The organism is Halorubrum depositum, from assembly GCF_007671725.1.
Taxonomy (GTDB): Archaea; Halobacteriota; Halobacteria; order Halobacteriales; family Haloferacaceae; genus Halorubrum; species Halorubrum depositum.
On the sequence record NZ_VCNM01000001.1, the window covers coordinates 738,120 to 754,944 of the forward strand.

Genomic DNA, 16,825 nt, shown 5'->3' on the forward strand with positions numbered 1-16,825 from the left:
GCCGCCGCACCGTCGGCCATTTATAAACCATCGTCGGTGCTCCCGACCCGCTCCCACGCGAGGTGCGCGACGATCCCGAGCAGGAACGCGACGCCGAGGTTCGTCGCCAGCGCGACGAGCCCGATCGCGACCGAGAGCGCGACGTTCTCGGAGTCGAGGGCGTTGCGCGCGAGCGAGACGGCGACGATCGCGAGCAGCGCGCCGAGCATTGCCACCGGGAACGCGCCGAGGAGTGCGGGCGTCGCGAAGGGGACGGCGAGGAGGTAGCCGGCACCGAGGACGACGTTGGCGCCGCCGGTGCGCGCGCCGAACGCGTGCTTGCCGGCGACCCCGTCGCAGCCGTGACACATCGGGATCCCGCCGAGCGGCACCGCGAGCAGGTTCGTCGCGCCCATGCTCGCCGACAGCTCGTCCGGCGTCACCTCGGCGTCGAACAGGTCGGCGAAGAGGAGGGAGGTCGCCAGCGCGGCGTTCCCGATCGTCATCGCGAGCTGCGCGACCACGCCGTCGGCCGTCCGCCGGGTGACCGCCGCGGAGAACGCCGAGAGGGACGGCGTCGGCGGCGACCCGGGCCACTGCGGTGCCGGGACGCCCGCGGTGGCGACCGCGATCGCGACGCCCGCGACCGCCACCGCGAGCGCGCTCGCCTTCCGGTGCCCGGCGAGCGCCGCGAGCGCGGCGATTCCCACGCCGACCGCCGCGAGGACCGGGTCGCCGAGCGCGAGGTCGACGCCGGTCTGCAGCAGGATCAGCCCGACCGCGAACTGCACCCCGCGGATCACCGGTTCGCCGATCCAGCGCTCCACCCGCGCGAGCGTCCCGGAGAGCCCGATCGCGAGGAGGAGGACCCCGAGGATCAGCCCCGCGAGCGCGAGCTCGGCGTACGTCAGCGCGCCCGCGATCGCCAGCGCCGCCAGCGCCTTCATCGGCTCGACCGACACGGGGAGCCCGTACCGGACCCCCCAGACGACTTGGAAGACGCCGAAGCCGACGAGCGCGTGCGGCAGCGACACGTCGGTCAACAGCGCCAGCGCGACCACGAGCGGGATGACCGTAATCGAATCCCCTATCGCTCCGGTGAGCGCTCCCGGACCGAACTCGATCCCGCGCCGTCGCGCCGCTCCGACGATTCCCACAGTGTGCGTGGACTCACGCCGGAGACGCTTGAGAGTATTCAGAAACCGTCGTCGGGATCGATCGGTGGTGACGTAATCGTTTTTAGTTCACTCACCGGAATCGAACGTCGGGTCCTCCTCGGAGATCATCGGGCAGTTCCGCACGCGGAACTCGTCGAAGCCGACCGCCTCGAGGATCGTCGTCCCCTCGTGGCCGCACGCGACCTCGGGCGGCGGAGTGAAGTGCGGGCACTGCTGGCAGTACGTCCGCTTGGAGACGACGTGCTCGGTGTCGCCACCGCCGGGGACGGCCGTCGCCTCCCCGAGCGAGTCGGTCCCGGCGGCGTCCGCGTCGAGGGACTCCCAGACGTCCTCCTCGACCGGGCCGCCGACGTCCATCCGCTCGAACGCCTCGTCGAGGTCGGTCTCCGAGTCGGCGGGACCGAGCTCGTCGAAGGGGTCGTCGCGCCGCGCGCCGGAGGCGCCGGATTCGGGGTCGACGGGAGCGGGATCGACGGGGTCGGAGTCGGAGGCGCCCCCGTCCGGGTCGTTTCCGTCCGGATCGTTTCCGTCCGGATCGCCCCCGTCTGGATCGTCTCCTTCGACACCGGCCCCGAGCTCGGCGAAGGGGTCGTCGACCTCGGCCGCGGGCACCTCGAGGGAGTCGAACGGGTCGTCCACCTCGCCCGCGTCCGAGTCGCGGCGCCGCCCGTCACCCTCGTCGCTCATCGGTCGCCTCCGGCGTCGCGGGTGCTCACGTCGCCGCTCTCGCCCTCGTCGACGTCGCCGTCGAGGGCGGGCTGCTCCGCGGCGACGAGCCGCGAGGTGCCGAGGAAGCCGGGGTTCGGCTCCAGCTCGGCGAACTCCCGTCCGCAGTGGGGGCACTCGGGCGTCGTCAACAGCCCGATGTCGACGGTTCCGCCGCAGTCGGTGCAGGCCGCCTTCCGGACGCCGTCGCGGTTGGCGGTCGCCGTCAGCGCGTCGAGGCGCTCGCGGTCGGCCCGGTCGCGCTCGGCCGCCTCCAGTCGGCGCCGGACCCTGACGACCGCGCTCGCGACCCGGGAGAGCTTGTCGTCGAGCTCCTCGACGTCGACCGCGTCGGCGTGCGCCGCCGACTCCGCGAGGTCGTCCACCCGCTCCTCGACGCCGGCCAGCCGGTCGTCGAGGTCGCCGACGCGCCCTTCGACCGCCTCGTCGACGGTCGACCGCGCCGCCGCGTCCGCTTCGAGCTCGTCGAGGCGCTCCGCGGTCCGGTCGAGGTCGGCCGCGAGCGCGTCCAGCCGGTCGGCCGTCTCGGCGTGCGCGTGGTCGGCCGGCGCCTTCGCCTCCAGGTCGCGGTAGAGCTCGACGAAGCGCTCCCGGAGGTCCTCGACCTTCTCGTCGACGTCGGCGTCGAGGGCGTCGAGCCGCGACTCGATCGCGGCCACCTCCTCTCGGTCCGGCACGTCGATCCCCTCTTCCTCCGCGAGCGCGACGATCGCGCGCTTCAGCAGCTCCTCGCGGCCGACGTCGGCTTCATCGGCGGCCTCGTCGACGGCGGCTTCGGTGGCGGTGGCCTCGTCGGCGGCGTCGACCGTTCCGTCGGTCGGATCGAAGTCGCTCATTGAGGATACCCCGCCATTTATGCTCCGTTTAACGGGGAGACTTAAGTAATCTGTCGCGCCGTTCTCCGGATCGATACTCGGAGCGCGGGGACCGGCCCGAGTGAAACGCGGTCGGTGCCGCGTTCGACCGCTCACCGGATCTTCCGCACGTCGCTGATGTCGAAGCCGCCCTCGTGGATCTCCGTCTCGAACCGGACGATGTTCTCCGCCTCCAGCCGGGAGAGGACGCCGCGGAACTCGCGGACGAACATCGTCCGGGCGCGCTGGGAGCCGCCGCTCTCCCAGGTGAACTGGAGGGTTCCGCCCGCGGCGTCCATCAGGGCGCCGAACTCCCGGTCGGAGATGGAGTCGGTGTTCACCAACACGAGGATGAGTCCGCCCCACCGGTAGGCGGCCTTCTTGAGCCCCTTCATCACCATCGCCACGTCGCTCCACTCCGTGTCCTCGTCGACCATCGAGACGAGGTCGGTGACGGAGTCGATGCAGACTAAGCTCCCGTCGGCGTTCGCGGAGAGGTAGTCGCCGAACGCCGTGAGCACGTCCTCGTACTCGCCGCGGTCGCCGAGCTCCGTGATCGACGCGGTCTCCGCCTCGTACCAGTCGCGGGGGACCGGACTCAGCTGGAAGTACTCCGGCGAGAGGTCGCGGAAGGCGATCTCGTCGATCGCCGCGTCGACGATCTCGTCGGCCATCGTGTACCCCATCTCGCGGGTGAGGGCGTCGGTGTCGGCGGTGAACGAGAGGTAGTGGACGTCGTCCGGGAGCGCGGCGTCGTCCGGGAGGTCGCCGTAGTAGAGGTCGAACAGCTCCGCGTCGGCGCGCCCGAGGGCGTTCATCGCCGCGCTGGTGTACAGGAACTCGCGCGCGCCCGCCCCGGACTCGCCGGCGAGCAGCACGACGTTGCCCGGCGGCGCGCCGCCGCCGAGGATCGAATCGAGGCGGGCGACGCCGAACGGAACGCTCGTCATGTCCCGTACGGGGACGCCGCACCGCTTAGTGTTGTTGCTCGTTTGGGGCGGGAGGAGAGCGCGGCGGCTGACCGATCCGCTACTCCGTCACCCGCGCCCCGCCCTCGGCGGCGCGGGCGACCGCGACCGACCCGCCCACGCCCGCCTCCGCCAGCGCGCGCTCGCCCGCCGCCGCCGCTGCGTCGGCGTTCGCGGCGTCCGTGACGCCGTACACGGTCGGGCCCCACGAGGACTGGCCCGCGCCGAACACCGCGGCCGACCCCGAAAGCGACGCCACCACGTCGCCGACGGGCGGGCGATAGACGCCCCCCTGCTCGTCGGCGTACCAGGCGCCGTTGAGCCGACCGATCTCCGCGACCGCGGCGCCGAACCGCTCGGCGTTCCCGGTCGCGACCGCGGGGAGCACTCGGCGCGTGACGATCCCGCCGATCCGGTCGGCGAGCCCGGGGTCCGCGCGTTCGACCGCGGTCCGCATCGCCTCGTCCTCCGCGTCCCCGTTCCGGCCCGGGGCGACGTCCGGGCGCACGAGCAGGAAGCGCCAGTCGTCGGGGACGTCGTGGCGGGCCGCCACCGGCGGGACGGTCCACTCGCCGTCCGCGGGGCGGTCGGTCGTGAACCGGGCGGTCGGGTGGCCGGCGTCGAGGACGAACCCGCCCGCCTCGAACGTCGCGACGCCGACGCCGGAGCGTCCCCCGCGGCCGAGCGCCGGGGCGCGCTCGCGGACGCGGGGCTCCTCGCCGTGAGCGACCGCGGCGGCCGCGAGCGTCGCCGCGGCCAGCTGGGTCCCGCTCCCGAGCCCGGCGTGGCGCGGGAGCGACTCGCGGAGCGTGACGCGGGCGCCGCCGACGCCGAGCAGGTCGACGGCCGTGCGGGCGTACCGGAGGACGTCGTCGCGGACGGCGGGGTCGGTGGATTCGTCGCCGTCGGCCGTCTCGACCGTCACCCGGTCGGCGGGCTCGGCGTCGACGACGACCCGCGGCTCGCGGAGGCCGACGCCGAGGGCCCCGTACAGCCGCTCGTGCGAGAGGCTGAGGTTACAGAAGCCGAAGTGGAGCCGGGCGCCGGCGCTCGCGCGTGCCATCGTTGTCCGCGTTTGGGAGTCGATTGATAAAGGGTGCGTGACAGTGGCGGGCGTTGCCCACGAGTCCGAGCGAGGACGGCGCGGCCGGCGTCGCGGAACCGAAAAGACTTCGTGTCAATCCAGACGATCGTCCGTTCGTATGCCCTCCAGAAGAGCGTTGCTGGCGACCGTCGGCAGCGCGGCTGTCGCCGGGATCGCAGGCTGTAGCGGGTCGGAATCGGGCGGTTCGGACACGGTCGACTGTCAGACGAGCGCCCTCGATCACGGGGACGGGGACGTGCTCGACACCGGCGCGAGCGGGACGGTCGAAGACGGCGACGTGCGGCTCGCGGTTCCGCTGTCCGTCGACGACGTCCGAGAGAACGACCTCGACAGGATCGAGGTGTACGACGCGACGGACGCGCTGGCGCACGTCATTCCGGTCTCGGCCGACGACGCCGGACTCATGGCGAACAAGGTCGGCGTGAACGAGGGACAGCTCCGGTACGAGCAGTCCCTGGGCCGGCGACCGTTCCACGGGCAGTACCGAGTCGTCGCGGTGAACGCAGCCGGCGAAACCGTCGATTCCGTCACCGTCGAGTTCAACTGCTTCGCGGACGTCAGCGACTGACCGGTCGGCCCCGCGCGGTGACGGTCGACGACGGGTCGACGCCGGGGTCACTCACAAACGCGCGCCCGGTCGCTCACTCCCGCCAGTCCGGGTTCGCGCGCGGCGGCGAGAAGATGTCGTACCCCACGACCGCCTCGTCGCCGTCGTTGCGCGCGGCGTGCGGCTCGTCGCCGGGGATGCTGTAGGTGTCGCCGGCCTCGACGACCAGCTCCTCGCCGTCGACGAGGAACGTGAGCGCCCCCTCGGTGACGACGCCGATCTGCTCGTGCGGGTGGTCGTGCTCGGGCACTTCGGCGCCGGGTTCGATGACGAAGCGCTGGATGCTGGTGTCCTCGCCGACCGCGCCTTGCGTGAGGAACACGTCGTCGACCGCCTCGGCCGCCTCGACGTCCGCGTCGGATACGACGTCCATGGCAGAGCCGGCGGCCGGGAGCGACTTAAATAGGGCGGGTGGGGCGGCCAGCGAGCGGGAAGGGGGAGACGAGCGACTACGGGAACGGGTGGTACTCCTTCTCCAGTTCGGGCTCGAACCCCATCGACCGCGGCACGTCGCGGGCGCGGTCGCCGAAGAAGGGGTCGCCGGTGAACAGCGGCTGCGCGCCGGGGACGAGCACGCGGACCGCCTCGAACCCCATACCGGCGAGGTCGCGGGTCGTGAGCCGGGCGACGTACGGCTCCAGCCCGACGGTCTCGACGCGGTCGACGACGGCCTCCAGCTCGTCCGTGCCCGAGACCGCCGGCTCGCCGAGCGCGTCGGCCGGGACGCTCGCGTCCGGGTCGAAGAACGCCCGCGTCTCGTCGGGGAAGTCGGCGTGGTGGCCGATCGCGGCGCCCTCCTCCGCGGCCGCCTCCGGGCCCATCGACCGGAGCTCCGTCCAGTTCTGAAGCGCCTCCGCGAGCGCGCTCCGGGCCGCCGCGACCGGGTCGAGGTCGGCGCCCGAGCCGGCCGCGAACCGGGGCCAGTCTCCGTCGCGGTGAACGCCGACGGCGACGACGGGCACGTCGACGTCGGTCGTGACGAGCAGGGGCGTCACCGACAGCGACTCGGCCCGCGCGCGCTTCTCCAGCTCGGCGAACGTCGAGTCCTCCACCTCGAGCCCGAGCGGCTCCGTCGTCGAGTACCAGCTCGTCATCGTCGCGTCCCGCTCGATCGCCTCGTACAGCCCCGACAGCGCGGCCTCCGGCCCGGAGTTGCCGAGTCCGAGCCCGGTCGTGATCGCGGGGCGGTACCGCCGCTCCGGCGGCGGGAAGTGGACGAACTCCGCCGGGAGGCTCGCCGGCTCGCCCGTCGCGAGGGACTCTCCCGTGACCCACGCGAGGCCGTCGTCGCGGTCGTACGACTCGGCGTCGTCGGGGCGCACGAACGCGTCGGGCGTCACCGGGCTCGGGACGTTCGCGGCCGGCGCGCGCGTGAACGACGCCTCGCGGTAGACGCCCGCCGCGTACCGCTCTAACCCCTCGCCGAGCGCCTTCATGAACGCCGCGTCCCAGCCGGCGTCGACGCCGCCGCCGAACTCGGCGGCACGGGCGTCGGAGAAGGGCGTCGTGTCGGCGACGCGTGCGACGTAGTACGGTACCGGGAACGACTCCCGCTCGCCGACCTCCGAGAGCGCGCCGATCCGGGGGTCGACCGCCCGCTCCGCGCGGTCGATCGACTCGGCGAGGGAGCGCTCCGCGTGCTCCCGCGGGAGCGCGTCGCCAGGGGCGTCGCCGCAGTCGCAGCCGGGGACCGGGAGCAGAGTCCGCTCCGCGCCCGGCACCTCGACGACCGTGTCGGCGACCGGGTCGCCCGCGAGCAGCCGGATGACGCGGCGCCCTGCGAGCGCGCCGGCGTAGCGCACCGCCGACCGGCGGCCCTTCGGGGCGTCCGCCGGCTCCGCCCCGCCGCTCGCGACCCGGGCCCGGAGGCAGTCGTAGCAGGCCTCGTCGAAGACGGTGACCACGGCATCGACGTCCGCGAGCGGGACGCCGCCGAGCCCGCCCACCTCGATCCCGACCCATCGGTCGAGGGCGTCGTTCGCGGCCGCGAACGCGTCCGACCCCGCGGTGTCGACCACGACAGCGAGGTCGAAGCCGTCCAGCAGCCCCGGCTCGACCGGCATCACGTTCACGTCGACATCGCCGAGCGCGGTCGAGACGGCGTCGACCGCGGGCCCCTCGCCGACAAGTGCGATATCCATGTCCCGTCCGACGCGAAGGAGCGAAAAAAAGCCGCGGGTAGCGGTGTCGGGCCTCGAAGCGGAGACGGAGTCGGGTCCCCGGTCAGGCCATCAGTTCGCTCGCGACCGCCGCGAGCTCGTCGGCGTCGACGCCGTGGAGCCGGTCGTCGCCGAGCTTGAGCCGGAGGCGGGGTCGGCCGACGTCGATCGGGACCTTCTCGGTGTCGATGATCCCGAGGTCCTCCAGCCGGGTCTTCGTTCGGGAGAACGTCGCCTTCGAGGCGATCCCGACGTCCTCGCCCCACTTCGAGATGTCGTAGAGGAGCACGTCGTTCTTCGCGGCGACGAGCAGCGAGACGGTCACCTCGTCGAGCGCGGCGTCGGCCGCCTCCATCGACGCGAGCACGGCGTCGAAGTCGTCGCGGGTGGCCTCGCCGATCTCGGCGGCCATCGTCTCGCGGACGCGGCTGAGCGCCGGCGTTCGGAGCCCGTACTCCTCGGCCGCCTCGAAGGCGTCGCGGTGCGTCGCGAACACCTCGTCGACGAACTCCCCCTCTTCCGTCGAGAGCGCGGCGACGTGCTCGCCCGCGCTCACGAGGACGACCACCCGCGAGGGAGAGACGAACAGCGCGTTGTCGACGTCCGCCGAGAGCACGCGGAGCCCGAGCGAGCCGTCGGCGACGAGGTCGGCCGCCTTCGACGCGACGAGGAAGTCGTCCGTCACCTCCTTCAGCGTCCGCTCGTCGGCCAGCATCGACAGCTTCGGTAGGTCGTCGCGACCGGTCGCCGCCTCGACGAGCGATACGATCGTCTCCGCGGAGGGGTCGACGACGAGGAGCTCCTCGTCGGCGTCGGCGAACGCCGTGTCGAGGACGTTCTCGACGTCCGTCTCCAGTAAATTCGACACCATCTATCTTCTCGGATAAAAGCCAGATATCTATTTAATATTAACGGGATTAGAGGAGTGAACAACTGGTTTTCAGCGGCCGAAACGCCCGAAAACGACGGATTTGTCGATCCCGATCGGGACCGACGGGCCGAACGGGTCGCGGCGGGCGCGGGCGGAACGACCTGAGGGCCGCGAGGGCGACGGTGCGAGGCTTGCGAGGGCGACGGTGCGAGGCTCGCGGCACCGCTCTCGCGGGAGCCGCGGCAGCGACGCCGTGACGGAAGGATTAATGCGCGATCGCACCGGCGTTCGTACATGGACAACGAGCACGTCCGGGAGGTCGATCCGGCGGTCGCCGACGCGCTGGCCGGCGAGCGCGACAGACAGGAGCAGACGCTCGCGATGATCGCCAGCGAGAACCACGTCAGCGAGGCGGTGCTGGAGGCGCAGGGGAGCGTCCTCACGAACAAGTACGCCGAAGGGTACCCGGGCGCCCGCTACTACGCCGGCTGCGAGTACGCCGACGAGGTCGAGGAGCTCGCCATCGAGCGCGCGAAGGAGCTGTGGGGCGCCGAACACGTCAACGTCCAGCCGCACTCCGGAACGCAGGCGAACCAGGCGGTGTACTACGCGATGCTGGAGCCGGGCGACAAGATCCTCTCGCTGGACCTGACCCACGGCGGCCACCTCTCGCACGGTCACCCCGCGAACTTCACCGGGCAGATATACGAGGTCGAGCAGTACGAGGTCGACCCCGAGACCGGGTACATCGACTACGAGGGCCTCCGCGAGACGGCCGAGGAGTTCGAACCCGACATCGTCGTCTCCGGCTACTCCGCGTACCCGCGGACCGTCGACTGGGAGGCGATCCAGGCCGCCGCCGACGCGGTCGACGCCTACCACCTCGCCGACATCGCGCACATCACCGGGCTCGTCGCGGCGGGCGTCCACCCCTCGCCGGTGGGGATCGTCGACTTCGTCACGGGCTCGACGCACAAGACGATCCGCGCCGGTCGCGGCGGGATCGTGATGTGCGACGCGGAGCACGCCGACGACATCGACAAGGCGGTGTTCCCCGGCGGGCAGGGCGGCCCCCTCATGCACAACGTCGCCGGCAAGGCGGTGGGGTTCAAGGAGGCGCTCGAACCCGAGTTCGAGGAGTACGCGAAGCAGGTCGTCGACAACGCCGAGGTCCTCGCGGAAACGCTCCAGGGCCACGGGCTCTCCTTAGTCTCCGGCGGCACCGACAACCACCTCGTGTTGGCCGACCTCCGCGACTCGCACCCGGACCTGCCGGGGGGTGACGCCGAGGACGCGCTGGCGGCCGCGAACATCGTCCTCAACGGGAACACCGTCCCGGGCGAGACCCGCTCGCCGTTCAACCCCTCGGGTATCCGAGCCGGCACGGCCGGCCTCACGACACGCGGGTTCGACGAGGCGGCGATGGAGGAGGTCGGCGACCTCATCTACCGCGTCGTCGACGACGTCGACAGCGACGACGTCATCTACGAGGTCGGCGAGCGCGTCGTCGAGCTCTGCGAGGAGCACCCGCTGTACGAGTAGGCGACGCGGAGATCGGCGGGCGGCGGGCGGCGGTCGACGATCGACGCTCGTCGGCGCGGCGACCGCCTGACCGAATCCGTGCGTACAAAGTAGGGGCGTCCCGGACTGGTCGACATGGCCGACTCGTCGTTCCTCTCGAATCGCCTCGACCGCGCCGCCGCGCCGCTCCTGGTCGGCGACCTGCTCGCGTTGATCGTCATGTTGACTATCGGGACGCTGAACCACACCTCGGTCGAGTTCCTCACGTCGAACCCGCTGTACCTGCCCGGCGTGTACGCGCCGTTCCTGATCGCCTGGGCCCTGATCGCGCCGGTCGTCGGCGCGTACTCCGCCGGCGCCGCGGAGACGGCGAAGTCGTCGGTGCCGCTGGCGATCCGGTCGTGGATCCCGGCCGCCGTCGTCGGACTCGGGCTCCGCGCGTTCGTCTTCCGCGGCGGCGCCGAACTGAGCTTCGCCGTCGTCATGCTCGTGGCGGGGTCGGTGTTCCTCGGCGGCTGGCGCGCCCTGTACTTCAGGCTCCGGTAGCGATCCGTATCGGTGCCTCCGCCGTCGCCGTCGTCCGACTCGTTTTCGTTCCGATTCCGCCGCGTCTCCGACGGCCCCGAGTTCGGTCCGTGAGCCGCCGGAACGGTTTTCCACCGCCTCGCGCCCGTCGTGGAATAGTTGTCATAACTTATCAGAAACCACGAAGTGATCAGCGAAGGCATCACGTCGAACCCTGAGAAAGATTTAATAGCGATTTTGTCGTAGTTTGCGACTGAGCATGACTGGGTACTACGACTACGTCCTCGGACTCATTCCGGCCGCGCTGATCGGTGTGACAGCCTTTCTGAACCTGGTCGGACTGTCGTTGACGGCCGCGCTTCCCGGGGGCGCGCTCGTCGCGGGGGGCGTCATGGCCCACGCGATGTTCGTCCGGAGCCCAGTTACCGACTCGGTCGGCGGCGGCACGCGCGTGCGTCCGGGCCGGCTAGTCGGGCGGTCCGGCGAGCGGTCGACCGACCGCACCGCCGGCCGATCGCGCTCCGGCAGGGCCTCCGACTGAGCCGGCACCGGCCTCGGCGCCGCGCGACCCGATCGACGGTTCCGCTTCCCTGTACGGTTTAGTCCCCCGCACCCGAGGGGACCGGTATGACCGAGACGCTGTTCCTCGCGAGCGCCGACGTCGACGACCTCGCCGAGCCGTCGGACTACGTCGCCGCCGTGCGCGACGCGTACCGCCAGATCGGCGAGGGAGCGCCGGCGAAACCGCGAACGAAGCTGTACAACCGCGAACCGCCGGGCATGCTGACCTCCTACACCGCGATCCTGCCCGAGACGGGCGCGATGGGCGGCTACACCTACTCCGCGGGGTTCGGCGCGGGCGATGCGTGGTTCATGACGCCGCTGTTCGACGCCGAGTCGGGAGAGCCGCTCGCGGTGCTCGACGGCGCCTCGATGAACCCGTTCAAGACGGGCGCCGCAGGGGCGACCGCGGTCGACGCGCTCGCCCGCGAGGACGCGACGGAGGTCGCCGTGATCGGCAGCGGCGCGCAGGCCCGCGGCCAGCTCGCGACGACCGCGACCGTCAGGGAGTTCGAGGCCGTCCGGGTGTTCTCGCCGACCGCCGAGCACCGCGAGGCGTTCGCCGAGGAGTTCGCCGACCGGATCGACCCCGACGTCACGGCGGTCGCGAGCGCGAGCGAGGCGGTCGCCGGCGCCGACGTGGTGATCGCGGCGACGAACGCGAGCGAGCCCGTGATCGACGACGCGGACGTCGAGCCCGGCACCCACGTCACGGCGATGGGCCAGTACCACCCGGAGAAGAACGAGCTCCCGCCCGAGCTGATCGCCCGGGCGACGTACGTCCCCGACATCCGCGAGCGGGCGACGCAGGACGCCGGGTCGTTCCTCGCCGCGGTCGAGGCGGGGCTCGTCGGCGAGGACCACGTCGCGGCCGACCTCGGCGAGGTCGTCGCCGGCGAGCATCCGGGCCGGACGAGCGAGGAGGAGATCACCGTGTTCGACTCCGGCGGGACCGGGATCGAGACGGTCGCGGCCGCACACATGCTCTACGAGCGGGCGAGCGAGAAGGGACGGGGGCAAACGATCGACTTCGCGCCCGCGAGCGAGGCGCTCACGGGACGCTAACGCCGGGGCGCGATTCGACGGGAGTGCGAATCGCTCACCGTCGGGTCAGGTTCCCGGACGGATCGATGTCGAACGTCAGGCGCCCGCTCTCGTCCTCGTCGCCCGGATAGTAGTGGACGTGGTCTTGCTCCGTTAGCTCGCTGTTGTCCTCGAAGAGACCGTATTCGATGAGATACGGCCGCCGTTCCGCGACGTCTTCGCGGAAGGCTTGACCGCCCGGTTCGACGCTTATTTGTCCCGAAAACGCCCGAGCGTCGCTTCGGGAGTCGCCGCCGGCCGGCCGGGAGACAGTCAGCTCGATCGTATACGGGCTCTCGGAGTGGTTGAAGACGACAAGAGAGAGCGACGGGGGATCGGAGAGCAGGCCGGAGCACCCGGCGAGTCCCGCGCAGAGCGGGGCCACACCCAAGACGAGGGTACGCCGCTTCATGCACGGAGTGCATCCACGGTCGGTAAGTGCCTTTCGGGGCGGCAGAGCGCGGGACGGGTACCCCGCCGCCTACTCCAGCCGGTACCGCAGGATCGCGGCGATCCCGCCGAGATTGGAGAGCTGTTCGCCGGGCGCGAACTCCGAGGAGAAGACGACCACGTCGCCGCCCTGCTGTTCGACCGACTCGATCACCTCGTTGACGTCGATCGACCAGTCGCCCTCCCCCTGTCGCTCGGTGCGGAGCCGGTCGTCGACCACGAGGAGCGTCTCGATCGCGCCGAACTCGGCGGCTTCCGCCACGTCCTCGGGGCCGTACGTCGCCTTCGCGCCCTGCGCGATGTTCTCGGTCAGCTCGTCGATGAGGCTCGCTTCCTTCGAGATCCGCGTCTCCTTCTGGACCTCGTCGACCGCGCCGCGCTTGAGCACCTCGTGGACCCCGCGGTCGCCGGCGGCGGAGGTGTCGACCGTGGTGATCCGACCGGCGAGGTCGCGGTACTCCTCGGTGACGTAGTCGAGCGCGTCGTTCTTCGTGAACCCCGGCCCGGCGAGGATGACGGCGTCGGCGTCGAGGTGCGCGAGCGCCTCGCCGAGCTCGGCGAACAGCTCCTCGCGGGGCCGGGAGTACTCTCCCTTCCCCGTCGGCTTCGTGAAGGAGGCGTACTCCTCGGTGCCGTACTGCTGGACCGTGTGGACGTAGGCGGCCCCCTCCTCGACGGTCGCGATGGCGACGTCGGGGTTCTCGGCGGCCTCCGTCGCCTCCTCTAACCGCTCGGTCTGGTCCGGCTTGAAGTGCTTCTCGACCGTGATCTCGTCGTGCTCCTCGACGTTGAGCGTGTGGTGTGCGTTGAGCTGGTCCTCGCGGGAGCAGGCGACGATCACGCCCGAGACGCGGAGCCGGTTGGCGAACCGGGCGAACTCCACGTCGTCGACCTCCAGCGTGACGAACAGGTGCTCGCGCTGGCCGCCGGTGTCCCGCATCTGGTCGTCGTTCCGCTGGATCCGGCGGGTGGTGTCGCCCTCGACGAGGTCCCCCGGCTCGAGGACGTGCGCGAGGTGCCAGAGGTCGTCGACGTTCTCGGGGACGAGGGTGAGCCGCTCCCGGCCCTCCTCGCCGTATCCCCGGTCGGAGATGCGCATACGCGACCGTTCGCCCGCGCTCGTATCAACTCTTGTCTTCCGGGTCGACGGGAGCGGCCCACTCGAACCCGGCGGCGTCCTCGCGCGCGGTCTCCTCGCGGTCGACGCCGAGCGGGACGGTCCGACCGGTCTGGACCGCCGGCGGCACCTCCGCCGTCGACCGCCGGAACCCGCCGTCGGGCCGGTCGGGGGAGGGATCGGCCGGCGTCGGGACGGGTTCCGACGCCGCGGGCGGCGACGCGGGCGACCCGAACGCTCCCGACGACGACGAGGCGGGCGACTCGATCGGCTCGCGCGACTCGGCGACGCCGAACTCGAGCGCTCCCGCGGCGCCGCAGCCGTACAGCGCGTGCGCGACGACGCGAACGGCGAAGACGAACGCGGCGCCGACGACGAGCGGGACGAACGGCGCGGCCAGCGCGTACCCCGCGCCGAGCGCCGCGACCGCGACGGCCCACGCGGCCGCGTACTCCGCCGACCCGGCGACGGCGGCGACCCGACCCGGACGGAGGGCGTCGCGGAGCCGCCCGGACGCGGCGAACGCGGCCAGCGCGGCCGGCCTGACGTACGCGAACGCGAGGAGGTACGCCACGGTGACGACGGCGAGGAGCCCGCCGCCGGTGCCGACGACGGCGGGAACGCCACCGGGGCCGAGCGCGCGGTCCGCGAGATCGAGCGCGGGGGCGAGGTCGACGGCCCCGGTCCCGACGGCGGCGGCCGCGAGGGCGACGACCGCGAACAGGAGCGCCAGCGGCGCGAGCAGCAGCGCGCTCAGCAGGACCGATCTGAGTCCGTCTCGGTACAGTTCGTTCCAGGCGACGAACGGGGGCGCCCCGTCTCGGTTCCCGGTCGCGCCCCCGCCGGCGACGACGCGGACGAGGTATCCCCGGGCGACGAAGGCGGGCGCGAGCGCGAGCGGCGCGAGGACGACGAGCGGGGGGAAGACGAGGGTCCCCCCGATCCACGCCGGAGTGACGACCCACGTCAGCAGGGTCAGGAGCCCGCCGACGACGAGGACGCCGGCGGCGTCGGTGGACCGCGACAGGACCGACGACGCGCCCCGGATCATATCCGATCCTGTTCCGCGACGGTGATAAAGGATGCCCGGTCGGACGGACTGCGTCGGATCTGGGCGGCGTCCCGAAGCGGGAGGGCCCGAAGGACCGCCTCCCGAGCGTTTATATGATTTCGCGGAGTAGTACCAGTCGGCCGCGCGGGACTATCGTGTGCCTCTGACAACTCCGATCACGGTCGCCGTGCGCGGCGGCCACCCCCCGTCCGCGGCTTTCGGCGGATCGAGGGTTTCTCTCTCTCCGAGCGACGGCCGCGCCGGTACCGATTTATTCCGTCCGGACGACCGTCCCGTATGACCGGCGACGAGCAGACGGCCGAGGTGGAGCCGGCGCTCCGCAGCTACGGGATCAGCGTCGAGGAGATCGACGGCGGCGACCCGCTGGATCTCACGTACATGACGGCGTTCCCCGGCCGCGAGGTGCACCACGGCGAGATGGGGCGCGCCCTCAACGCGCTCATCGACCGCGCCGAGGCGGACGAGTGGGAGCCCGTCCGGGTCGAGGCGACGGTCGTCCGCGCGCCCGGCGACGTCCTCGGGACGTGGCGCGCCGAACCGGAGTGGTTCGAGGCGCTGGCCGCGTACGAGATATCGGAGACGGAGTTCTCGTCGCGCGTGCTGGAGACGCTGTCGCACGCGGACGGACCGGCGGCGGCCGACGACGGGGAGGCCGCGACGCCGGGGGGAGACGGCGAGGCCGACGGGGAAGGGTCCGGCGACGACGACCCCGTGGAGTCCGGGGACCGAACGTGACCCGCAGAAACCCGGTGAACCGCGCGCAGCGCCGGCTCGACCGCCCGCCACGCGAGCGGTTCGCCACCCGCGCGCTCGCGTTCGACGTCGACGGCGACACCTGTCGCGGCACCCTCTATCTGCCGGGTGGCGACGACGACGATCCCCCGGTGGTCGTGATGGCACCCGGTCTCGGCGCGGAGCGGACCTTCGGCTACCCGGCGGTCGCGGAGCGGTTCGCCGACGCGGGCTACGCCGCGTTCCTCTTCGACTACCGCGAGTTCGGCGCCTCCGACGGCGACTCCCAGGCGGTCCACCCCGCGGCCCAGCGCGCCGACTACGCGGCCGCGATCGACCGCGTCGGCCGCGTCGACGCCGTCGGGCGCGAGCTCGTGCTCTGGGGCGCGTCGCTGTCGGCGGCGCACGTCCTCACGCTCGGGGCCGAGCGCGCCGACGTCGACGCCGTGATCGGCGCGGTCCCGATGCTCGACGGCCGGGCGATCGCCCGGCGCCGCGGCGCGAAGTACCTCGCGCGGTCCGGGGCCGCCGGGCTCCGCGACCTGATCGGCCATCGGGTCGGTCGCGGGCGGACCGTTCCGATCGTCGGCACCGCCGAGGAGTTCGCAGCGATCACGGAGCCGGGGACGAAGCGGAAGTACCTCGACCTCGTCGACCGGGAGTCGACGTGGCGCAACGAGACGCCCGCGCGGTCGCTGCTGCGGGTCGCGAACTACCGACCGGTCGACCGACTCGGTGAGATCAGAGCGCCGACCCTCCTGTTGGCGGGGACCGACGACGCCATCGTCGACAGCGAGGCGGTCGTCGACGCGGGCGAGGCGCTCTCGCGCGGGACCGTCGTCACCATGCCCGCGGACCACTTCTCCCCGCTCGGCGAGGACTTCGAGCCCGCGGTCGGGCATCAGCTGTCGTTCCTGCGGGACGCCCTCGAGTAGGAAAAGTCGACGCGGACCCTACCGCGCTCGCCCGTTTTTAAATAACGTCGGCGCGAATCCCCGGCCATGACCACTGTCGCGCTGCTGAGCGTCGCACCGGTGATCGAGGGGAGCATGGCGAGTGAGGTCGCGAAGGCCGTCGCCGCGCTCGACGAGTTCGACGTGAGCTACGAGACGAACCCGATGGGTACCGTGATCGAGGCCGACGACGCCGAGACGGTGTTCGCCGCCGCCGCGGCCGCCCACGCCGCCGTCGACGGCGACCGCGTCTCGACGGTGCTGAAGGTCGACGACAAGCGGACCGCGGAGACGACCGCCGAGGAGAAGGTGGAGGCCGTCGAGGAGGAGCTCGGTCGTGCGGCGAAGCGGGAGCGCTGAGCGG

Annotated in this window: 19 protein-coding genes; 8 read left to right on the forward strand and 11 right to left on the reverse strand. The window is 72.1% G+C overall.

Translation table 11 applies throughout. From position 1 onward, the window contains the following. Window positions 1-20 precede the first annotated feature (20 nt). The 5 genes from FGM06_RS03910 to FGM06_RS03930 form a co-directional block, all read right to left on the reverse strand. Window positions 21-1,136 (reverse strand): putative sulfate/molybdate transporter, encoded by a 1,116-nt coding sequence (locus FGM06_RS03910; protein WP_144797741.1) that lies wholly within the window; start codon window positions 1,134-1,136, stop codon window positions 21-23. 87 nt (window positions 1,137-1,223) lie between these two features. Then, a complete protein-coding gene (locus FGM06_RS03915) occupies window positions 1,224-1,844 on the reverse strand; it encodes a hypothetical protein (protein ID WP_144797743.1) in 621 nt (206 codons plus the stop codon). After that, a complete protein-coding gene (locus FGM06_RS03920) occupies window positions 1,841-2,719 on the reverse strand; it encodes a hypothetical protein (protein ID WP_144797746.1) in 879 nt (292 codons plus the stop codon). Before FGM06_RS03920 ends, FGM06_RS03915 begins: the two co-directional genes overlap by 4 nt. 131 nt (window positions 2,720-2,850) lie before the next feature. Further along, on the reverse strand, window positions 2,851-3,687 hold the full coding sequence (locus FGM06_RS03925; protein ID WP_144797748.1) for an RAD55 family ATPase: 837 nt from the start codon (window positions 3,685-3,687) through the stop codon (window positions 2,851-2,853). 79 nt (window positions 3,688-3,766) lie between these two features. After that, window positions 3,767-4,768 carry a beta-ribofuranosylaminobenzene 5'-phosphate synthase family protein gene (locus FGM06_RS03930; RefSeq protein WP_144797750.1) on the reverse strand — a complete coding sequence of 334 codons (1,002 nt, stop codon included), beginning with the start codon at window positions 4,766-4,768 and terminating at the stop codon, window positions 3,767-3,769. A 139-nt stretch (window positions 4,769-4,907) separates the two neighbouring features. Between FGM06_RS03930 and FGM06_RS03935 the strand changes: the two genes are divergently transcribed. Next, entirely contained in the window at window positions 4,908-5,378 is a 471-nt protein-coding gene (locus tag FGM06_RS03935) for a hypothetical protein (protein ID WP_144797752.1), read from the forward strand. 73 nt (window positions 5,379-5,451) lie between these two features. On the opposite strand, the gene FGM06_RS03940 is transcribed toward FGM06_RS03935, so the two are convergent. From FGM06_RS03940 to tbsP, 3 genes are all read right to left on the reverse strand, one after another. After that, on the reverse strand, window positions 5,452-5,790 hold the full coding sequence (locus FGM06_RS03940) for a cupin domain-containing protein (RefSeq protein ID WP_144797754.1): 339 nt from the start codon (window positions 5,788-5,790) through the stop codon (window positions 5,452-5,454). Between the two features lie 76 nt (window positions 5,791-5,866). Next, entirely contained in the window at window positions 5,867-7,558 is a 1,692-nt protein-coding gene (locus tag FGM06_RS03945; protein ID WP_144797756.1) for a YcaO-like family protein, read from the reverse strand. Between the two features lie 82 nt (window positions 7,559-7,640). Then, the gene (gene tbsP / locus FGM06_RS03950; RefSeq protein ID WP_144797758.1) at window positions 7,641-8,447 is read right to left on the reverse strand and encodes a transcriptional regulator TbsP; all 807 of its coding nucleotides are present in this window, start codon (window positions 8,445-8,447) and stop codon (window positions 7,641-7,643) included. A 294-nt stretch (window positions 8,448-8,741) separates the two neighbouring features. Here tbsP and glyA point away from each other — a divergent pair, with 294 nt between their 5' ends. The 4 genes from glyA (at window position 8,742) to FGM06_RS03970 (ending at window position 12,119) form a co-directional block, all read left to right on the forward strand. Beyond that, window positions 8,742-9,989, forward strand: a complete 1,248-nt coding sequence (gene glyA, locus FGM06_RS03955) for a serine hydroxymethyltransferase (RefSeq protein ID WP_144797760.1) — start codon at window positions 8,742-8,744, stop codon at window positions 9,987-9,989. Window positions 9,990-10,103: 114 nt separating this feature from the next. Next, on the forward strand, window positions 10,104-10,514 hold the full coding sequence (locus FGM06_RS03960) for a DUF3054 domain-containing protein (RefSeq protein ID WP_144797762.1): 411 nt from the start codon (window positions 10,104-10,106) through the stop codon (window positions 10,512-10,514). A 238-nt stretch (window positions 10,515-10,752) separates the two neighbouring features. Next, window positions 10,753-11,034, forward strand: a complete 282-nt coding sequence (locus FGM06_RS03965; RefSeq protein ID WP_144797764.1) for a hypothetical protein — start codon at window positions 10,753-10,755, stop codon at window positions 11,032-11,034. 86 nt (window positions 11,035-11,120) lie between these two features. Next, window positions 11,121-12,119 carry an ornithine cyclodeaminase family protein gene (locus tag FGM06_RS03970; protein ID WP_144797766.1) on the forward strand — a complete coding sequence of 333 codons (999 nt, stop codon included), beginning with the start codon at window positions 11,121-11,123 and terminating at the stop codon, window positions 12,117-12,119. A gap of 34 nt (window positions 12,120-12,153) precedes the next feature. On the opposite strand, the gene FGM06_RS03975 is transcribed toward FGM06_RS03970, so the two are convergent. From FGM06_RS03975 to FGM06_RS03985, 3 genes are all read right to left on the reverse strand, one after another. Next, a complete protein-coding gene (locus tag FGM06_RS03975; protein WP_144797768.1) occupies window positions 12,154-12,549 on the reverse strand; it encodes a hypothetical protein in 396 nt (131 codons plus the stop codon). Window positions 12,550-12,618: 69 nt separating this feature from the next. Continuing rightward, window positions 12,619-13,686 (reverse strand): mRNA surveillance protein pelota, encoded by a 1,068-nt coding sequence (locus tag FGM06_RS03980; protein ID WP_144797770.1) that lies wholly within the window; start codon window positions 13,684-13,686, stop codon window positions 12,619-12,621. Window positions 13,687-13,711: 25 nt separating this feature from the next. Continuing rightward, entirely contained in the window at window positions 13,712-14,755 is a 1,044-nt protein-coding gene (locus FGM06_RS03985; RefSeq protein WP_144797772.1) for a DUF4013 domain-containing protein, read from the reverse strand. Window positions 14,756-15,052: 297 nt separating this feature from the next. Here FGM06_RS03985 and FGM06_RS03990 point away from each other — a divergent pair, with 297 nt between their 5' ends. The 3 genes from FGM06_RS03990 to FGM06_RS04000 all read left to right on the forward strand — a co-directional run bounded on the left by FGM06_RS03990 (window position 15,053) and on the right by FGM06_RS04000 (window position 16,821). Beyond that, the gene (locus FGM06_RS03990; protein ID WP_144797774.1) at window positions 15,053-15,511 is read left to right on the forward strand and encodes a hypothetical protein; all 459 of its coding nucleotides are present in this window, start codon (window positions 15,053-15,055) and stop codon (window positions 15,509-15,511) included. Continuing rightward, window positions 15,508-16,443 (forward strand): alpha/beta hydrolase, encoded by a 936-nt coding sequence (locus FGM06_RS03995; protein ID WP_144797776.1) that lies wholly within the window; start codon window positions 15,508-15,510, stop codon window positions 16,441-16,443. The genes FGM06_RS03990 and FGM06_RS03995 overlap by 4 nt, the downstream gene beginning before the upstream one ends. A gap of 66 nt (window positions 16,444-16,509) precedes the next feature. Then, complete coding sequence (locus tag FGM06_RS04000; RefSeq protein WP_144797778.1) at window positions 16,510-16,821, forward strand: MTH1187 family thiamine-binding protein; 312 nt, start codon at window positions 16,510-16,512, stop codon at window positions 16,819-16,821. Window positions 16,822-16,825 lie beyond the last annotated feature (4 nt).

Coding starts and splice junctions, on each gene's coding strand:
- FGM06_RS03975 (WP_144797768.1), bottom strand. CDS start 12,549: ATGAAGCGGCGTACCCTCGTCTTGGGTGTGGCCCCGCTCTGCGCGGGA.
- FGM06_RS03945 (WP_144797756.1), bottom strand. CDS start 7,558: ATGGATATCGCACTTGTCGGCGAGGGGCCCGCGGTCGACGCCGTCTCG.
- FGM06_RS03985 (WP_144797772.1), bottom strand. CDS start 14,755: ATGATCCGGGGCGCGTCGTCGGTCCTGTCGCGGTCCACCGACGCCGCC.
- glyA (WP_144797760.1), top strand. CDS start 8,742: ATGGACAACGAGCACGTCCGGGAGGTCGATCCGGCGGTCGCCGACGCG.
- tbsP (WP_144797758.1), bottom strand. CDS start 8,447: ATGGTGTCGAATTTACTGGAGACGGACGTCGAGAACGTCCTCGACACG.
- FGM06_RS04000 (WP_144797778.1), top strand. CDS start 16,510: ATGACCACTGTCGCGCTGCTGAGCGTCGCACCGGTGATCGAGGGGAGC.
- FGM06_RS03965 (WP_144797764.1), top strand. CDS start 10,753: ATGACTGGGTACTACGACTACGTCCTCGGACTCATTCCGGCCGCGCTG.
- FGM06_RS03960 (WP_144797762.1), top strand. CDS start 10,104: ATGGCCGACTCGTCGTTCCTCTCGAATCGCCTCGACCGCGCCGCCGCG.
- FGM06_RS03935 (WP_144797752.1), top strand. CDS start 4,908: ATGCCCTCCAGAAGAGCGTTGCTGGCGACCGTCGGCAGCGCGGCTGTC.
- FGM06_RS03915 (WP_144797743.1), bottom strand. CDS start 1,844: ATGAGCGACGAGGGTGACGGGCGGCGCCGCGACTCGGACGCGGGCGAG.
- FGM06_RS03925 (WP_144797748.1), bottom strand. CDS start 3,687: ATGACGAGCGTTCCGTTCGGCGTCGCCCGCCTCGATTCGATCCTCGGC.
- FGM06_RS03990 (WP_144797774.1), top strand. CDS start 15,053: ATGACCGGCGACGAGCAGACGGCCGAGGTGGAGCCGGCGCTCCGCAGC.
- FGM06_RS03920 (WP_144797746.1), bottom strand. CDS start 2,719: ATGAGCGACTTCGATCCGACCGACGGAACGGTCGACGCCGCCGACGAG.
- FGM06_RS03980 (WP_144797770.1), bottom strand. CDS start 13,686: ATGCGCATCTCCGACCGGGGATACGGCGAGGAGGGCCGGGAGCGGCTC.
- FGM06_RS03940 (WP_144797754.1), bottom strand. CDS start 5,790: ATGGACGTCGTATCCGACGCGGACGTCGAGGCGGCCGAGGCGGTCGAC.
- FGM06_RS03970 (WP_144797766.1), top strand. CDS start 11,121: ATGACCGAGACGCTGTTCCTCGCGAGCGCCGACGTCGACGACCTCGCC.
- FGM06_RS03930 (WP_144797750.1), bottom strand. CDS start 4,768: ATGGCACGCGCGAGCGCCGGCGCCCGGCTCCACTTCGGCTTCTGTAAC.